Raw genomic sequence first — 22748 nt, forward strand, 5'->3', positions numbered from 1 at the left:
GACGCGAAAATGAACGGCGTGGTCGGGATGCGGCTCAGGTTGCGGAGCGCATTCTGCCCCTCATGACCGATCAGATCGTCGCCAAATTCGGCCTTGGGCAGATCGTCCGTCACCGCGAAGCGGCGTTCCGCGGCGTGGTGATCGACGTCGACCCCGTGTTCTCCGGCAACCGGGCGGACACGGGCTCTGTCTCGCCCGATCAGCCGTTCTATCAGGTGCTGGCGCTGGGCGCCGAGGGCGGCTTCGTCGCCTATGCGCCCGAGGATGCGCTGGAGCATGACCCGGAGCTGTCGGCGGTGACCCGCGAGGCGGAGAGCCGCTGGTTCAATGTGGACTCCCGCGGCCGTTACGCCCCCAAGGCGCACGCCATTCACTGACGCGCTGGCGTGGCCCGCGCCGGAGTTCTAGATTGGCGTCAAAGGGCCGCCAGAGCCCGAAGGTAGCAGGAGCGCGTCCATGTCCGATTTCGAGCACGTCTTCGAAACGCCGCCCGAGGGCGCGGCCGCCGACTGGACCATTCCCCAGAACTGGGGCGCCTATACCGAGGTCGAGCATTCGACCTGGGACACCCTCTACGCCCGCCAGATGAAGATCCTGCCCGGCCGGGCCGCCGATGTCTTCCTGAAGGGGCTGACGGCGCTGGACCTGAACACCGGCGGCATCCCCGATTTCGAGACGATGAACCCGAAGCTGCAGGCGCTGACGGGCTGGACCGTGGTCTGCGTGCCGGGTCTGGTGCCGGACGAGGTCTTCTTCGACCATCTGGCCAACCGCCGCTTCCCGTCGGGTCAGTTCATCCGCAAGCCGGACCAGCTGGACTACCTGCAGGAGCCGGACATCTTCCACGACGTATTCGGCCATGTGCCGATGCTGACCGACCCGGATTTCGCCGCCTATATGGAGGCCTATGGCAAGGGCGGGCAGCGGGCGGCGTCGCTGGGCATGCTGCAGAATCTGGCGCGGCTGTACTGGTACACGGTCGAGTTCGGCCTGATGCAGGACGCGGGCGGACTGCGCATCTATGGCGCCGGGATCGTGTCGTCGGCGACGGAGAGCGTGTTCGCGTTGGAAGACCCTTCGCCGAACCGGCTGGGCTTCGATCTCGAGCGGGTGATGCGGACGCTGTACCGGATCGACGACTTCCAGCAGGTCTATTTCGTGATCGACAGCATCGACCAGCTGAAGCGCGAGACGCTGAAGGATTTCGGCCCGATCTATGACCGGCTGAAGGGGGCGGAGGACATCGCCATCGAGGCCGTCCTGCCGGCGGACCCCGTGTTGACGCGGGGAACGCAGGCCTATGCCGTGGGGGGCGGACGCTTCGCCGCCTGAACCGCGGCGGGTTCAGTCGTCGTGTGCGATCAGGCTATGATGCCTGGTGTCGCGCATGAAGAGATAGACCAGCAGCGACACGCCGATCATGCCGGTCACGTACCAGAAGAAGACGCTCTCGATGCCCTCGCCCTTGAGCCAGAGGGCCACGTATTCCGCCGTACCGCCGAAGGCCGCATTGGCGATGGCGTATGGCAGGGCGACGCCGAGCGCGCGGATATGGGCGGGGAACAGCTCGGCCTTCACCACGGCGTTGATCGAGGTGTAGCCGCTGACGATCACCAGCGCGGACAGGGCCAGCAGGAAGGCTATGAACGGGCTGTCGACCCGGGCCAGCGCGGTCATGATCGGCACGGTCAGCAGGACGCCGAGCACCCCGAAGGCGATCATCACCGGCTTGCGCCCGATACGGTCGGACAGGGCGCCCACGGCGGGCTGAAGGCACATGAAGATGAACAGGGCGGCGGCGCTGATCTCGGTCGCCGTGGTCTTGGAGAAGCCGGTCGTGTTGACGAGGAATTTCTGCAGGTAGGTCGTGTAGGCGTAGAAGGCGAGCGTGCCGCCGGCGGTCAGGCCCATGACCAGCAGCGCCTCCTTCGGATGTTTGACGAACAGCAGCAGGGCGCTGGATTTGGGCGTCGCATCGGCATCGGAGGCGACGAAGGCCTTGGTCTCGTCGAGGCGGCGCCGGAGCCAGAAGACGATCACCGCCAGCGCCGCGCCGACGAAGAAGGGAATGCGCCAGCCCCACGACGCGAGATCGGCCTCGCTGAGGGTGTTCTGCAGCAGGATCAGCAGCATCAGGGCCAGAAGCTGGCCCGAGATCAGCGTCACATACTGGAAGCTGGACCAGAACCCGCGGTGGTTCTTCGTGGCCATCTCGGACAGGTAGGTGGCGGATGACCCGTATTCGCCGCCGACGCTGAGGCCCTGCAGCATGCGGGCAAACAGCAGCAGAGCCGGGGCGGCGATGCCGATGGCCGCATAGCCGGGGGTGCAGGCGATGATCAGGCTGCCGGTGCACATCAGGGTGACGGAGAGGGTCAGGCCGGCCTTGCGCCCCTTGCGGTCGGAATAAACACCCATGATCCAGGCCCCGACGGGCCGCATCAGGAACCCCACGGCGAAGACGGCGGCGGTGCTGAGCAGCTGGGCGGTCGAGTCGCCCTTGGGGAAGAAGACGGGGGCGAAGTACAGGGTGAAGGCGGCGTAGGCGTACCAGTCGAACCACTCGACCAGATTGCCGGCCGATCCGCCGAGGATGTTGCGCAGGCGGCGGGCCGGCGACATGGCGGCGTCAGTCATCGCAGATCCCCCTCAGAGCGTGGCATCATCCAGTTGTTTGCCCATCCTGACCAGCGGCACGGGCGCGCCGCCGCGGTCGTCCTCGAACCGTTCGATCTCGCGGTAACCGGCCGAGAGGTACAAGGGTTCGCCGCCCAGGGTCGCGACCAGTTCGACGCGGTCGTAGCCGGCCGCGCTGGCGGCCTGCTCGCACAGGGACAGGATCAGGCGGCCGACGCCCTGCCGCAGGAACTCCGGGGCGGTGTACATGGCGCGGACGCGGGCGGCGTCGACGCCGGGCGTCAGGGGCGCGGGAATACGGCCCGGCGTATGGTCGCCGCCGTAGGTGGTGATCCGGCCGCTCCAGCCGCCGCAGCCGGCGAGGACGTCGCCGCTCTCGACGATGAAATAGGTGCGGTCGGCGATGATCTGGCTGTCGAGGCCCATCAGCTTGCGGCTGGCGGCGATCTGGTCGGGCGTGAGGAAGTCGGCCAGCGGGCCGGAAATGGCGCGGTCCATCAGGGCGACGAGCGCCGGGATGTCGGCCTCGGTGGCGACGCGGTGGGTCAGGCTCGCCATAGCTGCAGCGTCCCCACCAGGTGCACGGCGGCGTAGAGGGCGACGATGGCCGAGCTGATCCAGGCGAAGGCGCCGACAGTCGCGCCTGTGGCGTAGAGCGCCGGGACGTAGCCCACCGCACGAAGCAGGTAGATGGCGGTGATCGCCGCGAGGCCCAGCTTCAGCAGCGGCAGGCGTGGGATCAGGCCGGCGCCGGAAAAGGCCCAGGCGGCCCAAGCGGCGAGCACGACGGCGATGCCAAGGGTGATCAGCGCCGCCTTGGGCGATCCCTGCTCGGCCAGCCGAACCATGCGGGGTCCGGCGCCGAAGAAGGCGTACCAGCGAGGGCCGCCGACGATAATGGTCAGATGCGCCGCCGAGGCCCCCGCGCTGAGCAAGCCGCCCGCCACGAGCCACGGATTGGTCACTGCCGCGCGTCCCGCTGAAACGGATAGAAGCCGGAGCCGAGTTCGAGGATCGAGGTCAGTTCGTCCAGCGCGCCGCGGCTTTCGTCGAGCAGGGCGGGATCAGCGAGGTCGGCGGGGCTGAGGGTGTCGCGGTACCAGGTCGCCCCCCAGATCGACAGGCGGGCGTGGAGCTCGTCCGTCATGCGCATGGCGGGGTTGGTCGCCGCCAACTCGGCCTCGGTCAGGGCGACGCGCAGGCGCAGGCAGGCGGGGCCGCCGCCATTGCGCATCGACTGGCGCACATCGACGTATTCGACGCGGCCGATGGGACCATTGGAAGCGGCCAGCGCTTCCGCCACGGCGTGACTGCGGGCGTTGTCGCGGGTCTCGGTCGGGCAGATGAGGGTCAGGCGATCCTCGCCCGGAATCCGCACCAGCATGGAGTTGAAGATGTAGCTGGAGATGGCGTCCGCCAGCGGCAGGTCGGCGGCGGGGACCTCGACGAAGACCGGCTCGAACCGGCCGTCGGCGGCGCGGCGGATGGCGTCGAGCGTGCGGCCCGTGTGCTCGAAGGCGAGCTCGTGGAAGAACAGGGTGTCCAGCGCGCCCACGCAGACGACGTCGTTGTGGAAGGTCCCGCCGGCGATCGCCGCGGCGGACTGCCGGGCGAGGACCACTCCGGACGCGCCGTGGCGGCGGGCGATAGCCTCGGAGGCCTCTCGCGTCTGGCGGGCGGGATAGCGGCCTTCCCAATGCTCCCAGGCCTCGCGGCCCCATACCAGCAGGTTGACGCCGGGCTCGCCGTGGTCGGCGCACAGCCGGACGTGATTGGCCGCGCCCTCGTCCGCGAGGTGGGCGACGGAGGGCAGGGCCTCGTGCACCGCGAACCGCTCCAGGTCGGGGAAGAGGGCGTCCAGCGAGCGCTTCGTCTGCTCATGCTCCAGCGAGCGGTGCAGATTGGTGATCAGATTGGCCGGCGTGAGATGCACCCGGCCGTCCGCGGCGTCTGCGCTGGGCGTCACCGTGGCGGCGTTGGCGGCCCACATGGGGGAGGCGGAGCAGGCAGCGGCAGCGAATGAGGGGGCAGTCTTCCATGCCGCCTCCAGAACGGCGGCGTCGGAGCCGGTGAAGCCGAGGCTGCGCAGGAACGGGATGTTCGGCCGCTCGTGCGGCGGCAGGACGAACTGGGGCAGGCCGAGGTCGGCGAGCCGCTTCATCTTGTCGAGCCCTTGCAGCACGGCCGCGCGCGGGTTGGACGCCTCGCCGGCGTTGAGGCTGGAGGCGAGGTTGCCGGGCGACAGGCCGGCATAGGAGTGGGTCGGGCCGATCAGGCCGTCGGCGTTGGCTTCGACCGCGGTCGAGCTCATGCCTGCAGACCCTTGATCTCGCTTTCGATATTCTTCACCGCCGCCGCCTCGAAACTGGCCACCGGATAGGCGCAGTAGTCGGCGGCGTAGTAGGCGGACGGCCGGTGGTTGCCACTGGCGCCGAGACCGCCGAACGGCATGTCGCCGGCGGCGCCGGTGGTCGGGCGGTTGAAGTTCACGACGCCCGCGCGGATGCGGCGGATGAAGCTCTGCCAGTTGGCCGGGTCGTCGCTGACGAGACCGGCGGACAGGCCGTAGCGGGTGGCGTTGGCCTCGGCCACGGCGGCGTCGAACGACGACACGCGGGTCACCGACAGGAAGGGGGCGAACATCTCCTCGTCCGGCACGGCGACGCCGGTGACGTCGATGATGGCGGGCTTGACGAAGGCGCCGGGCAGGTTGCCGACAGGACCCGAGGCGCGGATGACCTTGGCGCCCATGTCGATGCGGTCCTGCAGCGCCTTCAACGCTCCCTCGGCCGCCTTCTGCGAGATCAGCGGGCCGGCATAGGGCTCCGGCGTGGAATTCCAGGGCGCGAAGATCAGGCGATCAACCATTGACTCGACCGCCTCGACGATGGCGTCGCCCTGCGGCCCCTCCGGCACGATCAACCGGCGGGCGCAGGAGCAGCGCTGGCCGGTGGTGATGAAGGCGGACTGGACCACGATGCCCGCCACCGCCTCGGCGTCGGCGGCGTCCCAGACGACCAGCGGATTGTTGCCGCCCAGCTCGAGGGCGAGGATGACGTGCGGATTGTCCGCGAATTTGCGCCGGAAATGCGCGCCCGCCGCGCCGGAGCCGGTGAACATCAGGGCGTCGATGCCGCTGTCGAGCAGGGCCGCGCCGGTGTCGCGCCCACCTTGGACCACATTGACGACGCCCATAGGCAGGTCGGCCGCCTCGAAGGCCTCGGCCATCAACTGACCCGTCAGGGGCGTCTCCTCCGACGGCTTGAAGACGACGGTGTCGCCCGCCAGCAGGGCGGGGACGATGTGGCCGTTGGGCAGGTGGCCGGGGAAGTTGAACGGGCCCAGCACCGCCGCGACCCCGTGCGGCCGGTGGCGCAGGACGGCCTGTCCGAAGGCGGTGTCGGCCATCCGCTCGCCCGTGCGCTCATCATAGGCGCGGATCGAGATGTCGACCTTGCCCTGCATGGCGGTGAGTTCGGTCGCCGTTTCCCACAGCGCCTTGCCGGTCTCGCGGCTGATGGCCTCGGCCATCTGCGGCGCGCGTTCCTTGAGCACCGCCTGATACTGTTTCAGGGCGTCGATCCGCTCCTGCCGCGGCCGGTCGGCCCAGTCGGGGAAGGCGGCGCGGGCGCGATCAACGGCGGCCTGCACCTCGGCGAGGGAGGCTGCGGCACCTTCCCAGACGGTGTCGCCAGTGGCGGGATCGATGGACTGGAACTGGGTCATGGGGTTCAGATAGTCGCTCACGACTTGACCCGCACCGTGTCGCCGGCGCGCACCTTGAGGGCGTCGGCGGTTTCGCGGTTCAGGGTGACGGCATCCCCCTCGACGGCGGCGCGCTGACGCACGGCGCGGAAGGCGGAGACGCTGTCGGTGGAGATCAGCGCCGGCAGTTCGGCCTCGACCTCGTCGGCGATGCGGGCGGTCAGGCGGCGGGCGTCGCGCACGGTGCGGATGTGGTCGCGGTCGCAGCAGACCGTCGGGCCCGCGTCGAAGATGTCGACCAGACCGTTGGGACGGAAGCCCTCGCTCTCCAGCAGGGCCATGGCCGGCACGCCCTGTGGATGGACCTTGCCGATCACGGCGCGCGCCGCCTCGGGCAGCAGTTCGACATAGATCGGATGGCGCGGCGACAGGTCGAGGATGAACTGCTTGTCGGTGGAGCCGGTCATGCGGTCGGCGTCGTCGAACTCCATCGGGAAGAATTTGTGAGCCACGTGATCCCAGAAGGGGCAGGCGCCGTCCGGGGTGAAGACCCCGCGCAACTCGGCCAGCACCCGTTCGGCGAACAACTCGGGCTGGGCGCCGATCAGCATGTAGCGCGACTGGCTGAGCAGCCGTCCCGCGCCGCCCTTGCGCCGGTCGGCCTTCAGGAACAGCGAGCCCACCTCGGTCCAGCCGGTGCATTCATTGACCAGCACCAGCGTCTGGTGATCCAGCTTCACGCCCAGCGAGGGCGACGACTGGGTGTTGTTGACCAGCCGGAACGAGAAGAACGGCCGGTCCAGCCCAACGGCCGCCTTGACCGAGCCGACGCCATCCACGTCGCCGGTGTCCGACTCCTCCAGCATCAGGGTGTACCAGCACTCCTCCGGCTTGAGTTTGCCGGAGAAGCTGTCGCGGCCGACCTCAAGCCGTTCCGACAACTGGTCAGGATCCTCTGGCAGGCTGGTGAAGCCGGGACCACTGAGGATGGCGAGCTCCAGGAGGTGGTCGAGGTCGGAGGGGCCGGCGGGGCGGACGACGAGCATGGTTACATCGTCTCCAGACGCAGGGACTTGAGTTTGAGGGCGTCGATCTCACCCGAGGCGATCTTGCACAGGATCAGCGCCGAGAGCTGGGCGCGTTCGACGAAGCTGGCGGGCCAGGCGAACTCCTGATCCGAATGAATGTCGCCCCCGAGGACACCGAGCGTGTCGATGTTGGGCAGACCGGCAGCGTGCAGATTGTTGCCCTCGCAGACGCCGCCGGACGGCTTCCAGGCGAGGGTCTGGCCCAGTAGGGCGCCGGTCTCGCGAACGGCCTCGAACAGCGCCGACTGGGACGCGTCCATCGGCTTGGGCGCGCGGGTCATGCCGCCGTGCAGGTCGAGGGTGAGGCCGGGGAAGGGCGGTTCCGATGCGATCTGGCGCACCGTCGCCTCGATCCAGTCCGATGCCGCCCTGTCGGGAACACGGACATTGAACCGAACCACGGCGTTGTCGGCCACGACGTTCAGAGGACCGCCGCCCGCGATCTTCGCCACATTGATGGTGACGCCCTCGCGTTGGCCGTTCAGTGCGTGCAGGCGGGCGGCGATAATGGCGGCGCCGGCGACGGCGTTGGCCCCATCGTCGAAGGCGCGGCCCGCGTGGGCGGCCTTGCCTGTGACGATCAGGTGGTAGTTGCCGCTGCCCTTGCGGGCGCCGGCCAGCGTGCCGTCGGTCAGGGCAGGCTCGTAGGTCATGCCGACATGGCCGCGGGCCCCCAGTTCAGCCAGCAAGGGGGCTGAGGCCGGCGACCCGATCTCCTCGTCCGGCGACAGCAGCACCGTCCAGCCTACGCCGGCCTTGTCGGGATGGATTTCGAACGCCTCGAGCGCCGCCAGAAGGACGCTGATCCCGCCCTTCATGTCGGCGATGCCGGGGCCATTCAGAGCGCCGTCCGGGCGCGTCACGACAGTCTGGAAGGCGCTGTCGATGGGGAAGACGGTGTCGTAGTGGCCGGTCAGGACCACCTGCACCGGCGCGTCGGGCCGCATCGTGATTTGCAGGGCGTCGGCATGGGCCTCGGTGCGCACCGCGCCGTCGTCGCCGACATTGACCGATCCGCCTGTCGGCACTCGCCTGACCTCAGCCGCCAGCGAGCCCGCAGCGCTCTCAAGCCGATCCAGCACCCGGTCCAGACCGGCCGCGTTGCGACTGCCAGAGTTGAGGTTCGCCCAGTCGACCGCCCGGCTGACAATGGCCGCCTCTCGCGCCGCGACATGGTCGAGCACGGCCTGGTCGTGAGGGAGAATCCGCATGCGCCCGGACCCTAGCGGGGCGGGCGGCAAAGGTGAAGGCGAGCACGGAATGTGCGTTGCACAGGCCCCGGGGCCTTATAGGGTGCCCGGGCCACTAAAGGGAGGAACTGGCATGACTGACATGGTGAGGGGAATGAACCCAACCGCTGCGATCACCAACGCGGCGGAAGCGAAGGCCGCGGCGCGCGCCAGCGCAATCGCGATTTTCATCGGCGTCATCTGGGGGATCATTGGTCTGGTCTGGATGATGGGGCCGGGCGCTGCGGCGGTGGAAGCCGCGATGGCTGAAGCCACGGCGGCGTCGCCGGGTGCAGCCGGCATGGCCGGCATGGCGACGAGCATGGCTGTCGGTTTCGGCGGCTTCCTGATTGTGGTTCAGCTGATCCTGGGCCTGGTCCAGTGGTTCAAGCCCAACATCGTCATCCCGATCCTGTTCACCGTTCTGGTCGTCTACGGCCTCGGCACGGGCGTCTGGGGCATGATGATGGCTGACCAGATGAATATCGAAGCCGCCAGCCCCCCGTGGCAGGTCTATGGCGGCCTCGTTGTTCTCGTGGTGGAGCTGATCCTGCACATCGCCGGCATCCGCGGAGCCAGCGCGATGAACAAATTCCGCGACGCCCAGGCGTACTGATTACCGGTTCGGGCGCCGGTCCTCGCGACCGGCGCCCGGCTGCCGTGACTGGCGGCGCCAGCGGATCGACAGGCTGGCCTCGCCTTGTCCGCCGAATTTCGAGCTGACGGTCAGGTTGCGGCGCACCTGCCATTCGACATTCACGGCCGCGCCGTTCTCGCCGCCGCCGATGATCTCCAGATAGACATCGTCCGTGATGTAGCGCCCGCCGGCGACGGTCAGGCTGGACGCCTCGCCGCCGAACGACAGCCGATCCAGGCCGGCGAGCTCGCGCAGATTCCCGATCACATCGAATCCGCCGCCACCGGCCAGGGCGCCGACGCTGGCCGCGAGCTGCGCCGCCTCAAAGGCCGACAGCTGCGAGGCCGATCGCCCGAACAGCACCTGCGACAGGATCTCGTCCTGAGGCAGGGCCGGTGTCGAGGTCAGGGCGATCTCCGGCCGCGCGGCCGTGCCCGTGACCCGGATGGTGGCCGTCAGGGCCGGATCGTCCCGCGTCGCCGTCAGGTTCAGACGGATCTGGTCGGGGCGGGTCGAGAGGGTCACCGTGCCCCGATCGTCGAAGACGAACCGCTTGCCGGCAAAGTCATAATCGCCGCGCACCACGCGGGCCGTGCCGCTGAGCGTCGGCTGGTTGATGGTGCCTGTGACGCGGGCGTTGACGCTCATTTCGACGTTCAGGCCGCGGCCAACCACGCGAACGTCGCCGCCGGGCGAGCGGATGGCGATGTCGACGCCGATCTGGAGGCCTCGGGGACGGTTCTGCTGCGCCTCCGGGATGTCGCCGCCCGGCTTGTTGATCTCGATCACATCCATGCGGACGATGCCGTTCGAACCCGGAGGATTGGCCTCGATCCGCGCCTCGTCGATGTCGATCCGGCCGGTCAGCTGGATCTTGCCGTCGGCGGCGCGCACCACGCTGAGGGGGCCGGAGGCCCGCGCTTCGGCGAGGTCGTTGTCGATGATCCGGAAGCGGCTGAGGGCCAGTTCGACGCTGGAGCCGGAGCCTTCGCGCAGTCCGATGCGGCCATCGCCCGAGACCGTGCCTCCGGACCCGTCAGTGGCCGAGAAGCTCTCGACCAGGGCCGTGGTGTCGTCGAAGCGGCTGGCCAGGGTCACGTCGGCGAGGCGCAGGCCCGTGGCGTTGTCGCGGAAGCCGCCCTGGCGCAGGTCCAGTCGGCCGTTGATCCGGGGGGCCGCGATCGTGCCGGCGAGCGTGGCGCGGGCGTTAATCTGGCCGGAGAGCGAGCGTTCCCCGCCGAGGAACAGGTCCCAGACAGGCTGCACCTGACCCTGGATGTCGATTTCGCCGGACATGGGCCGGGTCCGCACGACCGCGAGGCGCAGCGGGGCGGCCGAGGCCTCGACGGGCAGGGTGACGTCGGCGCTGGCCTGCACCGCGCCCTCGTCGACGACCCGCGCCTGCACCCGCAGGGTGCTGTCGACCAGCACGGCGTTCAGCGTTCCGTCGATGGCGAGATTGCTCGGCGCATCGATGCTGCGGACATCTTCCAGCGCGAGGTTGGCGGAGCCCGAGAGATCGGCGCCCGAGCCTCGCAAAGACAGGCGGCCGGTGGCCCGGCCCCGCAGATCGGGGGCGAGCGAACCCAGTTCGACGCTGGTCAGGTTGGCCTCGATCACGGCGGCGCGGGAATCCTGTCGCAGTTCGCCCGTCAGCACGCCGCCGCCGACCCCGAGGTCGACCCGCACCACACGCCCGTCGCCGGCAAAGGCGACCACGGCGGGATTGCGGGTGGCGAAGGCGACGTCGCGCACGCGGCCGGATCCTTCGAGCACCACGGTCTGGGATGCGGGCTGGCGCGAATAGACGCCCGTGCCGTCGAAGCTGACCGGGGTCGAGCCGCCTACGTCGGCCTTGAGCGTGAAAGGCAGGCGGTCCAGCGTCCCGCGGCCGTTGAGGTCGAGACTGCGGATGATCCAGTTCGACCCCGCCAGCCTTACGTTGCGGCCGGTCACGTCGAGAATGGCGGTCTCCGATCCCGCGCCCTCGGTCAGCCGGATACGGCCGTCGGCCGTGCCCGAGGCGAGGAAGGCGCCCGGGCGGGCGGTGAAGGTCAGGTCGGCGCTGGACGGGAAGCGGTTCGACAGGGCGATGGCCCCGCGAGCCGTCACGCCCCCGGCATCGAGATCGACGTCGGTCAGGCGGATGCGATCGCCGCCGAGATAGAAGTTTCCGCTGCCGCGGGCCGGGCCGTAGTTCGAACCGGCGACGACCGAGATCCGGCCATCGGACGCATCCGCGCCGCGGCGGAAGCTCAGGTCCATGGTCGCGTCGGTCAGGACGAGGGCGCCCGCGCTGACCCGGCCGAAGGCGGCGCGCAGATCGGCGCTCGGCCGGGCCAGGGTGCCGCCGACGGTGCCGCTGCCGGTCATGGCGCCGTCGATCTCGACGGGGCCAACGCCGAAGGGTCCGCGAGCATTCCAGTTCATGGCCATCCGCAGCCGGCCGTCGCCCTCGACGAAACCACGAGCGGCGGCATTGCCGTGGGCGCCGCTCAGCCGGGCCGAGTCGATCGTCACCCGGCCGTCGCTTAGGGCTCCAACGAGCTGAAGCCGCGGCGTCTGACCCAGCAGGCGGTCCAACTCCGCGATACCCAGCGCAAGGCCCCGGCCTCGTCCATCGAAGGTGACCCGCCAGGGCGCGCCGGTGCGCGCCATAGAGGCGGCTATGCTTCCCCCGAAGGCGCCCTTGGCTCCCTTGCGAAGCCGCGACGCGTCCGTGACCTCCGCCCGGCCCCGGAAGCCGAGGCCCCCCAGCAGATTGCGTCCGCCCGTGCCGGTGACCTTCAGCGCCTGCCCGGTGGCCTCCAGCCGTTCAAGCAGGAGGGAGCCGTCGACGAGGCGAGCGGCTTCGAACTGCACTCGCGGCCGCGGTCCCAGCAGGCCGCCGATCATGCCGGCCGTCGAGCCGCCCGCCGTGCTGACGTCGCCGTCGATGTCGAACCGGCCCTTGGCCGCCCGGATGTTGACCGGGCCCCGAATGCGCTGGGCGCGGTAACTTGAAAGCTCGGCGTTGCGCACATCGACCGATCCGTCGAGGCTCCACGCCTCGGCGTCGCCACGGAACAGGGCCGACCATGCGGCGCCATTGCCCGCGGGTCGTCCGGTCAACCGGGTCAGCGACGGCGTCGAGACGCTTATGCGCACGCCCTGCGGCGCGCTGCGGTCGCTCATGCGGATCAGGCCGCTGGCGTTGGAGTTCAGATTGTCGGCGATCAGCCGCCAGCCGACGCCCTGCAGCCCGTCGTCGTTGCGGTCCGGCGCCGTGGCCAGGGCGAACCGGGCGGTTCGGCCGATGCGCCGCGCGAACGGATCGAGCAGGTCAGAGCCCGAAAAGTCGATGTAGCCGGAAATCCGCGTCTGTTTGGGCCCGTATCGCCCCTTGATCGTCAGCGGCGTGAAGTCGCCGGTGCGCACGACGGCGTCGATCACCTCGCCATTCACCAGGGCGGTGGCGAGGAAGGGTTCGTCAGGCGAATAGCCCAGCGCCCCGGCGATGGGTCCGCCGCGCGCCTCCTGCGCCCGCAGGTTCAGCCGGATGTCGGCGATGTCGTCGCCCATGGCGGCGGTCAGCCGCAGGAAGTCGCCCGGCCGGCTGTTGCTGTCGGCGTTGACGGTCACCTGCTTCAGCCCGGTACGGGGGACGAGGGCCTCGCCTGCAAGTTTCCAGCGGCCGTATTCCTTGCTGAAGCCCTCGAGCAGTTCGACGTCCGCGGCGAACCGGTCGATATCAATGGACAGGGGCTGCGGGCCCGGTGGCTCGGTCGACGGCTCGACGAGCGGGCGACGGATCAGGCGGATGACCTGCGCCTCGACATTGGTGGCGTGGAAGCGGCGGGTGATCAGCGGCCACCAGTCCCAGTCCACGCGGACCTTGCGGGCCTCCAGCCACATCCCGTCGGCGTCGGTGACCGTCACCCGGTCGATGGTGAAGTCGTCGAACAGGTCCCCGTGGACGCCCTCGACATTGATGCGTCCATACCGCCCGAGCTTTTTGCCGGCGACGAAGCTGGTGACGAGGTCGCGGCCCGGTCCGGACAGCAGGTACATCCGCCCGCCGACCAGACCAACGATCAGCAAGGCAGCCAGAAGGGCCGCGCCCAAGCCGCCGAAGAAGGCCAGCGCCTGCAGACGGGTGCGCTTCTTCCGCGCCTTCACGGCGGGCGTTTCAGGCGCGTCCGGAGGCGGCGGGGCGTCGGTCAAAACGCCTGTCCGATGCTGACATAGACCTGGAAATCGGCGTCGCCGTCGCGTTTGTCGAGCGGGAAGGCGATGTCGGCGCGGATCGGACCAAACGGCAGTTTGTAACGGACGCCGAAGCCGGCGCCGTAGCGCATGTTGCTGAAGTCCGGCGCCTCGTCGAAGCCGACCGAACCGGCGTCGACGAACGCCACGCCCTGGAAGTTGCGGAAGACGTCCCGCCTCACTTCCGCCGACACCTCGAACAGGCTGAGGCCGCCGCGCGGCGTGTTGTCGGGCAGGCGAGGGGCCACGCCCTGGTATTCGTAGCCCCGGACCGAACCGCCGCCGCCGGAATAGAACAGCCGGTCAGAGGGAATGGTCAGCTCTTCGCCGCCGATGATCGAGCCCAGCCTGATGCGGCCGGCCAGCACCGTTTTCGCATTGTCCTGGATCGGCAGATAGGCGGTGGCCTGCGCCTCGGTGCGGAGGAAGACGACGGTGTCCTCGCCCGACACGGCGGTGGGCTGGGCGTTGACGGTCAGCCGCCACCCCGTCGTGGGATCCAGCGGGTCGTTGGAGTTGTCCAGATATGCGCTGCCCCGGCCCGTCAGGATGACCAGATCCCGGTCGAAATTGATCGGCAGCTGGGTGACCGGGTCGAAACGGTTCTCGTCGTATTTGCCCGCATCGAGCCCGACCCCGTAGCTGAAGTAGGATGTCTTGCCGATGCGCTGCTGCAGATCTGCGGCGGCGGCGAAGGCGGTCCGGCGGTAGGCGTCGGTGTCTTCGTTCAGGATGGCCGCCGACAGCCTCAGCGTCTGCCCGGGTCTGCGCCAGTGCGGCAGGCGCAGATCGACGCCCAGCCGGCTGTCGACATCCGCGGCACGGGCCTGCCAGACGAGGGTGTCGGCGCGACCGAAGCGATTGTGCCAGGTCCAGATCAGGTCGACGCCGGACCCCTCGGCCGTCGAGAAGGTCGCGCCGGCCTCGAGAATGCGCCGGGGCCGGTCGGTGAGGGTGACGACGACCGGGCGGTTGCCGTCGGCGTTGGTCTGGTCGGCGGGGGCAAGAGCGACGCCCACGCCGTCATAGACGCCGGTTTCCAGCAGACGGCGTTCCAGTTCCGCCACGTCTTCGGGGTCGTAAACCTCGCCTTCGGACCACGGGGCGAGGCCCGCGACCCAGTTCGGATTCGTCGGGCCGCGCGTCTCCAGCCGGACCCCATTCAGATGCACGAGAGGCCCGGCGATGATGTTGTAGGTCGGTTCGACCGTCAGAGCGGCGTGATCGACGACAACCCGGCGTGGATCGGCACGGGCGTCCGCGTGACCGCGGCGGGTCAGGCCGGCGACCAGCCGCCCTTCCGCCGCGATGACCTCGACCGCCCGGCCCGGATCGCCGGCCTTGAGGCCGATGTCGCTGCGGACCTCTTCCTGCAGGTCCGGCGCGGGGGGCGGCTCGACCCAGTTGACGATCGGTTCGGTCAGAAGGAAGCGCGGCCCCGGCGTCACATCGACGATCGCGACTGGCGTTTCCTCGCCCTCGACGACATCCTCGAGGACCGGCTGATAGTAGCCTTCCGAGCGCAGCAGGGCCTCGGCGGCCTCCAAGGCCCCACGGGCGCGCCGCCTGGCTTCGAAGCGGTTGGAAGGCGGTGCGTCGACCTCGCCGATGGCGCGTTCGATCTGGGCCCTGAGTTCGGCGTCCATCTCGCCCCGCACCTGGGCGCGCGGATCCGCGGCGGCCGCCGAAGCCACGAGCGTGAGACCGGCCACGCTCGAAAGAAACAGGGCGGGCCTCGACGTCAAACTCGAACCTTCGTCAGCGGGCGGGCGCCCTGTGATTGGCGGGCGGCGGGCGGGGTCGCATCCGCCGGCGGCGCAAATGGGGCGCCGCCCTGCTGGTCATGTCAGTAGAACAGGGTTTCGCTGTCGGGCTGCACCGATTGTTCCGAGGTGCGCTTCTCGGGGGGGAGGCTGTCAGTGGGGGGCGCATCGGTCGCGCTCGGAGCCGCGACGGGCGCCTGAACGGTTTCCGCGGACGGGGCGACGGGCTCTTCCATCGGCATATCCTGCACTTCGGGCTCTGCGGGGCGCGGGTCGTCGCAGGCGGTCAGCGCAACCGCGCCAGCCATGGCGACAAGGGCGAAAAGGCGTTTCATCTCAGAGCTCCCCGGATCGGCGTTCCAACGCGCAACGGCATCGCCTGTTCCATAGCCAGAATCAGGCCCGTGGTCACCAAGTGCGGCAACCAATCCTTTTCCAATTCGCGCGAAGGTGGAGAACTGGAGGGCCTTCAATGACGGCGACCGCCTACGCCATGGTTTCGCAGGTGCGATTCCGTGAACTCACGACACGCATCGCGCTCGCCGCCTTTATCGGAGCCACGGCCTGGCTCGTGACCCCGACGGTGTGGCCCGCGGTGTGGTTCGCCGCCGTTCTGATCACCCAGGCGGTGGACTGGGTGGTCTTCGCCCGCTTCCGCCGCAACCCGGAGTGGGAGCCGGATCGCCTCTATGTGGCGCTGTCGTGCCTGACCACCGTGCTCGGCGTGGTCGTCTACGCCGGGATCACAGCCTACATGTGGTTCAGGGGCGGCGACGTAGGCCGGATCTTCGCCATGGTGCAGTGCGCGGGCGGTCTGCTGCACGTCAGCCTGCACATGCATCACGTGCGCCCGATCCTGATCTCTGCAGTTGCATCCCACGCTACATATTTTCTCGGTCTGCCGATCATCGGCGCGGTCGCCACCGGCAATTGGCACGAGCTGCTGATCGCCATCGGCTGCGTCCTCTATATGAGTCACCTGGTGGTGGCGGTGCGGCAGAGTTCGTCCACGACCTCGGCGCTCCAGTCCGCTCGCGACGCCGAGCAGTACGCCCGCCAGAAGGCGGAGGTCGCCAGCGCCGCCAAGTCCGACTTCCTCGCCGTCGTCAGCCACGAGATCCGAACGCCGATGAATGCGGTGATCTCGGCCGCCAACCTGCTGAGGCGCACCCGCCTCGACACCGAGCAGCGCGAGCATGTCTCCATGCTGATCGACGCCGGCGACGTGCTGATGGGCCTGCTGAACGACGTGCTCGATTTCTCGAAGATCGAGGCCGGCAAGATGGAGCTCGAGAGCGCCGAGATGGTGGTGCGCGAGCGTCTTGCGATGCTGAACCGCCTGTGGGAACCGCGCGCCTTGGCCAACGGCGTGCGCCTCGTGCTGCGCGTTTCGCAGGGTGTGCCTGAGACGGTCCGGACCGACCCGCTTCGCTTCCAGCAGATACTGTTCAACCTTCTCTCCAACGCCGTGAAATTCACCTCCCACGGCGAGATCGTCGTGGCGGTCAGTTGGGACGGCGCGCGGCTGTCCGTTGCCGTTTCCGACACCGGTTGCGGCATTCCCGCGGACCGCATCGCGCAGGTGTTCAACAGCTTTGAGCAGGCGGACGTCGGCACCACCCGCCGTCACGGCGGCACCGGGCTGGGGCTGTCGATCAGCCGGAAGCTGGCCGAGATCATGGGGGGCGAGCTGTCGGTCGCCAGCCGCGAGGGCGAGGGGTCGACCTTTACCCTGTCCCTGCCGATGGAGGCCGTCGAGGCTGCCGCCGTGCGTCCGGAAAGACTGACCGAAACCGCGGGCTCGCTGAGCGGCCGGTCGATTCTCGCCGCCGACGATCACGAAGTGAACCGGCGCATCCTGACCCTGCTGCTGGAGCCGCACGGCTGCCGGCTGACGCTGGTCGAGAACGGGGCCGAGGCGTTGGCGGCCGCCGCCGGCGAGCGGTTCGACGCCATCCTCATGGACATGCAGATGCCGGTGATGGACGGGCTCGAGGCCACGAGGCGCCTGCGGGAGGGTGGCCTGAACAGTGGCACGCCGGTCGTGGCCCTGACCGCCAACGCCCTGGATACGCACCGCGCGGCGTGGGATGCGGCGGGGGTGCACGCCTTCCTGACCAAGCCTATCGATCCGGTCATGCTGGCCCGCACCCTGGCCGAAGCCTGCGTCGCCGAACGCCGCGAAATGGCGGAGAGCGCGGTCGCCTGACTGGCCTCAGCCCCAGCGGGCCGCGGCTTCCTCGAGAGAGAGCGTCGCCGGCTGCTGTTCCGGTGTAACCGCCTCACCATCGAAGCGCGGCGCCGGCGCGGGCTGGAGCACGCCTCGGTCGACGAAGGTCCTTCGCGCGACGTTGTGCGGATGCCGCGCCGCCTCGGCCATCGTCAGCACCGGCGTGACGCAGGCGTCCGTGCCTTCGAAATGCGCCGCCCAGTCGTCCCGGTCTCGCGTGGCGAATACGGCGGCGAAACGGGCGTGAAGGCCCCGCCAGCCAGCGAGGTCGAACTGCGGCGCGTCGGCGGCGGCTATGCGCAGCCCCTCCAGCAGGGCGGCGTAGAACTGAGGCTCCAGCGCGCCCACCGCCACGAACCGGCCATCGGCGCAGGCATAGCAGCGGTAGAAGGGCGCGCCGCCGTCCAGCAGATTGCCGCCCCGTGTCTCGCTCCACAGGCCCCGTGCGGACAGCGCGTGGAACAGGCTGGTCAGCAGGGCCGATCCGTCCGTCATGGCCGCGTCCACGACCCGGCCTCGACCCGTCGACTTTGCGTCCAGCAGGGCCGCCAGCACGCCCGTGACCAGCAGCATGGCGCCGCCGCCGTAGTCGCCAAGGATATTGAGCGGCGGGCGCGGGGGGCGGTCCGGCTCACCCATCATGGACAGGGCACCCGACAGGGCGATGTAGTTGAGATCGTGGCCGACCTGCCGCGCCATCGGTCCGGACTGTCCCCAGCCGGTGATACGCCCGAACACGAGGCGGGGATTGAGATCGGCGCAGACGTCCGGGCCCAGCCCCAGTCGCTCCATGACGCCCGGCCTGAAGCCCTCGATCAGGGCGTCGGCCCCCGCGACCAGGCCATGGACCCGGACAAGATCGGCCGGGTTCTTCAGATCGACTTCGACCGCGGCGCGGCCCCGGTGCAGCACCGCTCCGCCGACCTCGGTGAACACCGGCGCGCCGGCCGCGGCGCTGCGCGTCAGGCGCAGCACCTCGGCCCCCAGATCGGCCAGCACCATCCCCGCGAATGTCACCGGCCCAAGACCGTCGAACTCGAGGATGCGCAGGCCGGCCAGAGGTTTCATGGCCTTTTCCTAGCCGTGACCGCCGCAAGCGTCGAGGCGACGCTTGACCCCGGCCCCGCTTTGCAACAGAAGGCGCGTCGCGGTGCGCAAGCGCGGGCCGCGTCGGTGTGCGTCCTTAGCTCAGTTGGTTAGAGCATCTGACTTTTAATCAGAGGGTCCTCGGTTCGAGCCCGAGAGGACGTACCACCTCCTTTTGCAGGAACTGACGACAGGCAGGCCCCGTTGTCGGGAGACAGCGAAGGAGTTCCGCCATGCCGCACCAGAACGTCGAATCCTCCAAGGCCACGGCCCAGAACGCCGCCACCGATCCGGTCGGACCGGGCGACCAGATGCAGGCGGGCGGCGAGAACCGGCGTCCCGAGCCGAACAGCTATGCCGCCCCCGACGTCGCCGATTCCACCCTGGCGCCTCCGGCGGCGGGCGAGGTGGCGGACTTCATGGACGAGGGCGATGCGCTGGGCGCGGACGACGTGCAGCTGGGAAGCACCAACCGCAACCGGCCGCGAAACAGCGATGCCGATACGGGGCAGGGTCCCCGCACGCGCGAGGCGAACAGGAACCGTGTGCAGACGGGCTCGGCTGACGGCAGCTAGTTTGGCTTGGGGCGGCGGGCGCGGCACTTCTTGCAGACCAGTGTGCCCGGCCGCGAACGGCTGTACCTGAAGGTGTGGTCACAGCGCGCGCGCCGCAGCCAGGTCTTGAGCATCTCGATCATGGTCTGGCGGCGTCCCGATGTCCGGACAGGCTAGCCAAGGCCGACTGCACAATCTCGGCATTGTGAGCACTTCCGATGCGGCATCTGGCATGGTTCAAGGGCGCATGCGCGCGTTCGGTCCCCTCTTGGTCGCCACCCTCATGCTGTCCGGCTGCGGCGGAGCCATGAGCGACTTCGGCGCCGGCGTGGGCGCGGCTGCTACCGCACCGCTCGATGACCTGAACCTGCGCCGCCAGCAGATCCCGACGGTCCTGTTGCAGGCCGAGGCCAACCCCTACGACCTGCGCAATCTGAATCAGTGCACCACGATCGGAGCGGAGGTCGCCCGACTGAACGAGGCGCTGGGGCCGGATACGGACGAGCCGCCGGCGCCGGATGGCTCGACGCTGGGGGAGCGCGCCGGCGACGCCGCTTCGAAGGCCGCGCTGGACGCCATCCGTGACGCCACGACGGACTTCATTCCCGGCCGCAGCTGGATTCGCAGACTTACCGGCGCCGAGCAGCACAGCCGGCATGTGCAGGCCGCAATTCAGGCCGGCCGGATGCGACGGGCGTTTCTCAAGGGCATAGGCATGAACCGGAACTGCGCCCCGCCGGCCGCGCCCGCCTGGTTCCGGCCGCGGGGCGGCAGCCGCCGCTAGCCGTTCGACACGTGCCGGGCGTGGAAGTCACGCCGGAAAGCCTCGAACCGACCCTCCGCGATCGCCGTGCGCATTGCCGCCGTGAGGGCCTGGAAGAAGGCGATGTTGTGCCAGCTCAACAGGATCTTGCCGAGGATCTCGTCCGCCCGGATCAGGTGGTGCAGATAGGCCCTGGAGTAGTCGGTGGAGGCGGGGCAGGGCACTTCAGGCGCCAGCGGGTCCTGATCCTCGGCGAAGCGGGCGTTCTTGAGATTAATCGGGCCGTCCCAGGTCCAGGCCTGACCATGTCGGCCAGCGCGGGTGGGCAGGACGCAGTCGAACATGTCGACTCCTCGCCACACCGCTTCGACGAGATCGACCGGCTTGCCCACGCCCATCAGATAGCGGGGCCGGTCTGCGGGCAGCATCTGAGGGGCGTAGTCGAGCACCTCGCACATCGCCTGATGGCCCTCGCCGACCGCAAGGCCACCGATCGCGTAGCCGTCGAAGCCGATCTCCTGCAGCCGGTCAGACGATTCCCGACGCAGGTTCTCGAACGTCGAGCCCTGCTGGATGCCGAACAGCGCCTGTGTGTCCCGCGTCCCGAAGGCGTCCTTCGACCGCTTGGCCCAGCGCGCCGACAGCTCCATGCCGGAGCGGGCGCGGGGCTCCTCCGCCGGCCATGCTACGCACTCGTCCAGCTGCATCGAGATGTCTGCGCCGATCCGGTCGGCCTGGATCTCAATGGAACGCTCGGGCGACAGGACGTGCTTCGAACCGTCGATATGGCTGGAGAAGGTGACGGCCTCCTCCTTGACCTTTGAAATGCCAGCCAGCGACATGACCTGAAAGCCGCCGCTGTCGGTCAGGATCGGCTTGTCCCAGCCCATGAATTTGTGGAGGCCGCCCAGCCGCTCCATCCGCTCCGGGCCGGGCCGCAGCATCAAATGGTAGGTGTTGCCCAGCAGGATATCGGCGCCGGTCTGCTTCACCTGATCGACCGTAAGCGCCTTGACCGTGGCGGCGGTGCCGACGGGCATGAAGGCGGGCGTGCGGATGTCGCCACGAGGCGTCTTCAGCACCCCGGTGCGGGCGCGGCCGTCGGTGGCGGAGATGTCGAAGGGGAAGGTCATGGGGCCGCGCGGAATAGCAGGCTGCCGTCCCCGTAGGAATAGAAGCGGTAACCGTCCGCCACCGCATGGGCATAGGCCGCCTTCATCGTTTCCAGTCCGGCGAAGGCGCTGACCAGCATGAACAGCGTTGACTTCGGCAGGTGGAAATTGGTCATCAGCACGTCGGCGGCTCGAAAGCGGTAGCCGGGCGTGATGAAGATGGCGGTATCGCCGTGGAACCGCCGGACCTCGCCGGCTTCCGTCGTGGCGCTCTCCAGCAGGCGCAGCGAGGTGGTGCCCACGCAGATGATGCGCCCGCCTGCCGCCCGCGCGGCGTTGAGAGCGGCGGCGGTGTCGGCGGACACCTCGCCCCATTCGCTGTGCATTCGATGGTCGGCTGTGTCGTCGGCCTTGACCGGAAGGAAGGTGCCGGCGCCGACGTGCAGTGTCACGGCGTGGGTCGAAACGCCGCGTGCGCGCAGAGCCTCCAGCAGGGCCGGGGTGAAATGCAGGCCGGCCGTCGGGGCCGCGACGGAGCCGTCATGCTCCGCGAAGACGGTCTGATAGTCCGACCGGTCGCGGTCGTCCTCGGCCCGTTTGGCGGCGATATAGGGCGGCAGGGGCATGACGCCGACGTCCCGGATCGCCTCGTCGAGCATCGGTCCCGACAGGTCGAAACGCAGGGTGACCAAGCCGTCCTCGCCCTTGGCCTCCACCGTCGCGTCGAGGCGGCCCAGCAGACAGGCGCCGTCGCTCCCCGCGCCGAAGCGGATGCGGTCGCCGGCCTTGATGCGCTTGCCGGGCTTCATGAACGCCGACCAGACGTCCGGGGCGTCGCGGTGATGCAGCGTCGCCTCGACCTCGACAGTGAGGGTCTCGCCCTCCGCTCCGGTCCGCTCGCGCACGCCGGACAGCCGGGCGGGGATCACCCGGGTGTCGTTGAAGACCAGGGCGTCGCCGGGCTGAAGGAAGTCCGGCAGGTCGCGGATGATCCGGTCCTCAAGACTGCCGTCCCGCACGACCAGCAGCCGCGCGGAATCCCGCGGCTCCGCGGGACGCAGCGCGATCCGGTCTTCCGGCAGGTCGAAGTCGAAATCCGCGGTCTTCATGAGGCGGCGCAAAGCGCACGGTCGGGCAGGGTGGTCAAGTCGGCCCGCCTGAACTTCCGGCCGGCCGGTGAGTTGAAGGCCGATGAGCCGTTCCGACCTGCTGCCCTCCGCCCTCATCGGCGCCGTCGCCAGCGCCCGGTCCATGACGCCCATGGCGGCGCTGGCGGGTGCGCATCTGGCCGGCCGCCAAACTCCGGGGCGGCTGCGCCGGCTCGGCCATCCGCTCGTCACCGCGGGGGCGCTCGCGATGGGGGTGGGCGAGCTGTTCGGGGACAAGATGAAGTCGGCGCCCGACCGCACCGTCTTCCTCGGTCTGCTGGCCCGCATCATGAGCGCAGGCATTGCAGGCTCCGCTCTTGCCCCAAGGGGCCGCGAGAGGGCGGGCGCGGCGCTGGCGGCCGCGACCGCCGTGCCGCTGGCCTATGCCACATTGGCCGGTCGCAAGCAGGCCATGCGCCGGGTCGGGCAGACGAAGAGCGGCCTGATAGAGGATGCCTTGGTCGTAAGCGCAGGAATGGCCGTCGTGGCCTGGGCCCTGAACCGGCGCGGGTGAGCGCGGCGCGTTGACCGGCGGCGCGGGAAGCTGCAAA

At 69.4% G+C, this 22748-nt stretch carries 20 protein-coding genes and 1 tRNA gene; 8 read left to right on the forward strand and 13 right to left on the reverse strand.

The genetic code is table 11. From position 1 onward, the window contains the following. Positions 1-62 precede the first annotated feature (62 nt). Positions 63-377 carry a heat shock protein HspQ gene (hspQ, locus tag GGQ87_RS10670; protein WP_168047636.1) on the forward strand — a complete coding sequence of 105 codons (315 nt, stop codon included), beginning with the start codon at positions 63-65 and terminating at the stop codon, positions 375-377. A 79-nt stretch (positions 378-456) separates the two neighbouring features. Then, the gene (phhA, locus tag GGQ87_RS10675) at positions 457-1332 is read left to right on the forward strand and encodes a phenylalanine 4-monooxygenase (protein ID WP_168047638.1); all 876 of its coding nucleotides are present in this window, start codon (positions 457-459) and stop codon (positions 1330-1332) included. Positions 1333-1344: 12 nt separating this feature from the next. On the opposite strand, the gene GGQ87_RS10680 is transcribed toward phhA, so the two are convergent. Genes GGQ87_RS10680 through GGQ87_RS10710 form a run of 7 tightly spaced genes read right to left on the reverse strand, consistent with a single transcriptional unit; the run spans position 1345 to position 8641 of the window. Beyond that, positions 1345-2637, reverse strand: a complete 1293-nt coding sequence (locus GGQ87_RS10680; RefSeq protein ID WP_168047640.1) for an MFS transporter — start codon at positions 2635-2637, stop codon at positions 1345-1347. Between the two features lie 12 nt (positions 2638-2649). After that, entirely contained in the window at positions 2650-3195 is a 546-nt protein-coding gene (locus GGQ87_RS10685) for a GNAT family N-acetyltransferase (RefSeq protein WP_168047642.1), read from the reverse strand. Then, positions 3183-3602 (reverse strand): hypothetical protein, encoded by a 420-nt coding sequence (locus tag GGQ87_RS10690; RefSeq protein ID WP_168047644.1) that lies wholly within the window; start codon positions 3600-3602, stop codon positions 3183-3185. The genes GGQ87_RS10685 and GGQ87_RS10690 overlap by 13 nt, the downstream gene beginning before the upstream one ends. Next, a complete protein-coding gene (gene astB / locus GGQ87_RS10695) occupies positions 3599-4948 on the reverse strand; it encodes an N-succinylarginine dihydrolase (protein ID WP_168047646.1) in 1350 nt (449 codons plus the stop codon). The genes GGQ87_RS10690 and astB overlap by 4 nt, the downstream gene beginning before the upstream one ends. Then, complete coding sequence (gene astD, locus GGQ87_RS10700) at positions 4945-6363, reverse strand: succinylglutamate-semialdehyde dehydrogenase (protein ID WP_168049196.1); 1419 nt, start codon at positions 6361-6363, stop codon at positions 4945-4947. Before astD ends, astB begins: the two co-directional genes overlap by 4 nt. 17 nt (positions 6364-6380) lie before the next feature. Continuing rightward, positions 6381-7388 carry an arginine N-succinyltransferase gene (locus tag GGQ87_RS10705; RefSeq protein ID WP_168047648.1) on the reverse strand — a complete coding sequence of 336 codons (1008 nt, stop codon included), beginning with the start codon at positions 7386-7388 and terminating at the stop codon, positions 6381-6383. 2 nt (positions 7389-7390) lie between these two features. Continuing rightward, complete coding sequence (locus GGQ87_RS10710; protein WP_168047650.1) at positions 7391-8641, reverse strand: hydrolase; 1251 nt, start codon at positions 8639-8641, stop codon at positions 7391-7393. Positions 8642-8774: 133 nt separating this feature from the next. On the opposite strand from GGQ87_RS10710, the gene GGQ87_RS10715 reads away from it, so the two are divergent. Then, a complete protein-coding gene (locus GGQ87_RS10715; RefSeq protein WP_168047651.1) occupies positions 8775-9275 on the forward strand; it encodes a hypothetical protein in 501 nt (166 codons plus the stop codon). Here GGQ87_RS10715 and GGQ87_RS10720 read toward each other — a convergent pair whose 3' ends face one another. The 3 genes from GGQ87_RS10720 to GGQ87_RS10730 form a co-directional block, all read right to left on the reverse strand. Beyond that, positions 9276-13499, reverse strand: coding sequence for a translocation/assembly module TamB domain-containing protein (locus GGQ87_RS10720; RefSeq protein ID WP_168047652.1), 4224 nt, complete (start codon positions 13497-13499; stop codon positions 9276-9278). Beyond that, complete coding sequence (locus GGQ87_RS10725) at positions 13496-15286, reverse strand: autotransporter assembly complex protein TamA (protein WP_168047653.1); 1791 nt, start codon at positions 15284-15286, stop codon at positions 13496-13498. Before GGQ87_RS10725 ends, GGQ87_RS10720 begins: the two co-directional genes overlap by 4 nt. Before the next feature lie 101 nt (positions 15287-15387). Beyond that, positions 15388-15639: a hypothetical protein gene (locus GGQ87_RS10730; RefSeq protein ID WP_168047655.1), complete on the reverse strand. Its 252-nt coding sequence runs from the start codon at positions 15637-15639 to the stop codon at positions 15388-15390. 137 nt (positions 15640-15776) lie between these two features. Here GGQ87_RS10730 and GGQ87_RS10735 point away from each other — a divergent pair, with 137 nt between their 5' ends. Beyond that, positions 15777-17513: an ATP-binding protein gene (locus GGQ87_RS10735; RefSeq protein ID WP_168047657.1), complete on the forward strand. Its 1737-nt coding sequence runs from the start codon at positions 15777-15779 to the stop codon at positions 17511-17513. A 6-nt stretch (positions 17514-17519) separates the two neighbouring features. Here the strand turns inward: GGQ87_RS10735 and GGQ87_RS10740 are convergent, their stop codons facing one another. Next, entirely contained in the window at positions 17520-18602 is a 1083-nt protein-coding gene (locus GGQ87_RS10740; protein WP_168047659.1) for a CaiB/BaiF CoA transferase family protein, read from the reverse strand. A gap of 109 nt (positions 18603-18711) precedes the next feature. Between GGQ87_RS10740 and GGQ87_RS10745 the strand changes: the two genes are divergently transcribed. The 3 genes from GGQ87_RS10745 (at position 18712) to GGQ87_RS10755 (ending at position 19958) form a co-directional block, all read left to right on the forward strand. Then, positions 18712-18788 (forward strand) — tRNA-Lys (locus tag GGQ87_RS10745). 65 nt (positions 18789-18853) lie between these two features. Further along, positions 18854-19195 (forward strand): hypothetical protein, encoded by a 342-nt coding sequence (locus GGQ87_RS10750; RefSeq protein WP_168047661.1) that lies wholly within the window; start codon positions 18854-18856, stop codon positions 19193-19195. Between the two features lie 226 nt (positions 19196-19421). After that, positions 19422-19958, forward strand: a complete 537-nt coding sequence (locus tag GGQ87_RS10755) for a hypothetical protein (RefSeq protein ID WP_168047663.1) — start codon at positions 19422-19424, stop codon at positions 19956-19958. Here GGQ87_RS10755 and tgt read toward each other — a convergent pair. Continuing rightward, complete coding sequence (gene tgt / locus GGQ87_RS10760) at positions 19955-21070, reverse strand: tRNA guanosine(34) transglycosylase Tgt (protein WP_168047665.1); 1116 nt, start codon at positions 21068-21070, stop codon at positions 19955-19957. The two genes, GGQ87_RS10755 and tgt, sit on opposite strands and share 4 nt — an antisense overlap. Further along, on the reverse strand, positions 21067-22158 hold the full coding sequence (queA, locus tag GGQ87_RS10765; protein WP_209282541.1) for a tRNA preQ1(34) S-adenosylmethionine ribosyltransferase-isomerase QueA: 1092 nt from the start codon (positions 22156-22158) through the stop codon (positions 21067-21069). Before queA ends, tgt begins: the two co-directional genes overlap by 4 nt. A gap of 82 nt (positions 22159-22240) precedes the next feature. Between queA and GGQ87_RS10770 the strand changes: the two genes are divergently transcribed. Beyond that, positions 22241-22711 carry a hypothetical protein gene (locus GGQ87_RS10770; RefSeq protein ID WP_168047669.1) on the forward strand — a complete coding sequence of 157 codons (471 nt, stop codon included), beginning with the start codon at positions 22241-22243 and terminating at the stop codon, positions 22709-22711. The last annotated feature ends 37 nt before the right edge of the window (positions 22712-22748 follow it).

Source organism: Brevundimonas alba, assembly GCF_011927945.1.
GTDB lineage: Bacteria > Pseudomonadota > Alphaproteobacteria > Caulobacterales > Caulobacteraceae > Brevundimonas > Brevundimonas alba.

What these genes read in the sequence shown, in the direction of transcription:
- hspQ (WP_168047636.1), top strand. Translation starts at nt 63, where the DNA reads ATGACCGATCAGATCGTCGCCAAATTCGGCCTTGGGCAGATCGTCCGT.
- phhA (WP_168047638.1), top strand. Translation starts at nt 457, where the DNA reads ATGTCCGATTTCGAGCACGTCTTCGAAACGCCGCCCGAGGGCGCGGCC.
- GGQ87_RS10680 (WP_168047640.1), bottom strand. Translation starts at nt 2,637, where the DNA reads ATGACTGACGCCGCCATGTCGCCGGCCCGCCGCCTGCGCAACATCCTC.
- GGQ87_RS10685 (WP_168047642.1), bottom strand. Translation starts at nt 3,195, where the DNA reads ATGGCGAGCCTGACCCACCGCGTCGCCACCGAGGCCGACATCCCGGCG.
- astB (WP_168047646.1), bottom strand. Translation starts at nt 4,948, where the DNA reads ATGAGCTCGACCGCGGTCGAAGCCAACGCCGACGGCCTGATCGGCCCG.
- astD (WP_168049196.1), bottom strand. Translation starts at nt 6,363, where the DNA reads ATGACCCAGTTCCAGTCCATCGATCCCGCCACTGGCGACACCGTCTGG.
- GGQ87_RS10705 (WP_168047648.1), bottom strand. Translation starts at nt 7,388, where the DNA reads ATGCTCGTCGTCCGCCCCGCCGGCCCCTCCGACCTCGACCACCTCCTG.
- GGQ87_RS10710 (WP_168047650.1), bottom strand. Translation starts at nt 8,641, where the DNA reads ATGCGGATTCTCCCTCACGACCAGGCCGTGCTCGACCATGTCGCGGCG.
- GGQ87_RS10715 (WP_168047651.1), top strand. Translation starts at nt 8,775, where the DNA reads ATGAACCCAACCGCTGCGATCACCAACGCGGCGGAAGCGAAGGCCGCG.
- GGQ87_RS10730 (WP_168047655.1), bottom strand. Translation starts at nt 15,639, where the DNA reads ATGAAACGCCTTTTCGCCCTTGTCGCCATGGCTGGCGCGGTTGCGCTG.
- GGQ87_RS10735 (WP_168047657.1), top strand. Translation starts at nt 15,777, where the DNA reads ATGACGGCGACCGCCTACGCCATGGTTTCGCAGGTGCGATTCCGTGAA.
- GGQ87_RS10740 (WP_168047659.1), bottom strand. Translation starts at nt 18,602, where the DNA reads ATGAAACCTCTGGCCGGCCTGCGCATCCTCGAGTTCGACGGTCTTGGG.
- GGQ87_RS10750 (WP_168047661.1), top strand. Translation starts at nt 18,854, where the DNA reads ATGCCGCACCAGAACGTCGAATCCTCCAAGGCCACGGCCCAGAACGCC.
- GGQ87_RS10755 (WP_168047663.1), top strand. Translation starts at nt 19,422, where the DNA reads ATGCGCGCGTTCGGTCCCCTCTTGGTCGCCACCCTCATGCTGTCCGGC.
- tgt (WP_168047665.1), bottom strand. Translation starts at nt 21,070, where the DNA reads ATGACCTTCCCCTTCGACATCTCCGCCACCGACGGCCGCGCCCGCACC.
- queA (WP_209282541.1), bottom strand. Translation starts at nt 22,158, where the DNA reads ATGAAGACCGCGGATTTCGACTTCGACCTGCCGGAAGACCGGATCGCG.
- GGQ87_RS10770 (WP_168047669.1), top strand. Translation starts at nt 22,241, where the DNA reads ATGAGCCGTTCCGACCTGCTGCCCTCCGCCCTCATCGGCGCCGTCGCC.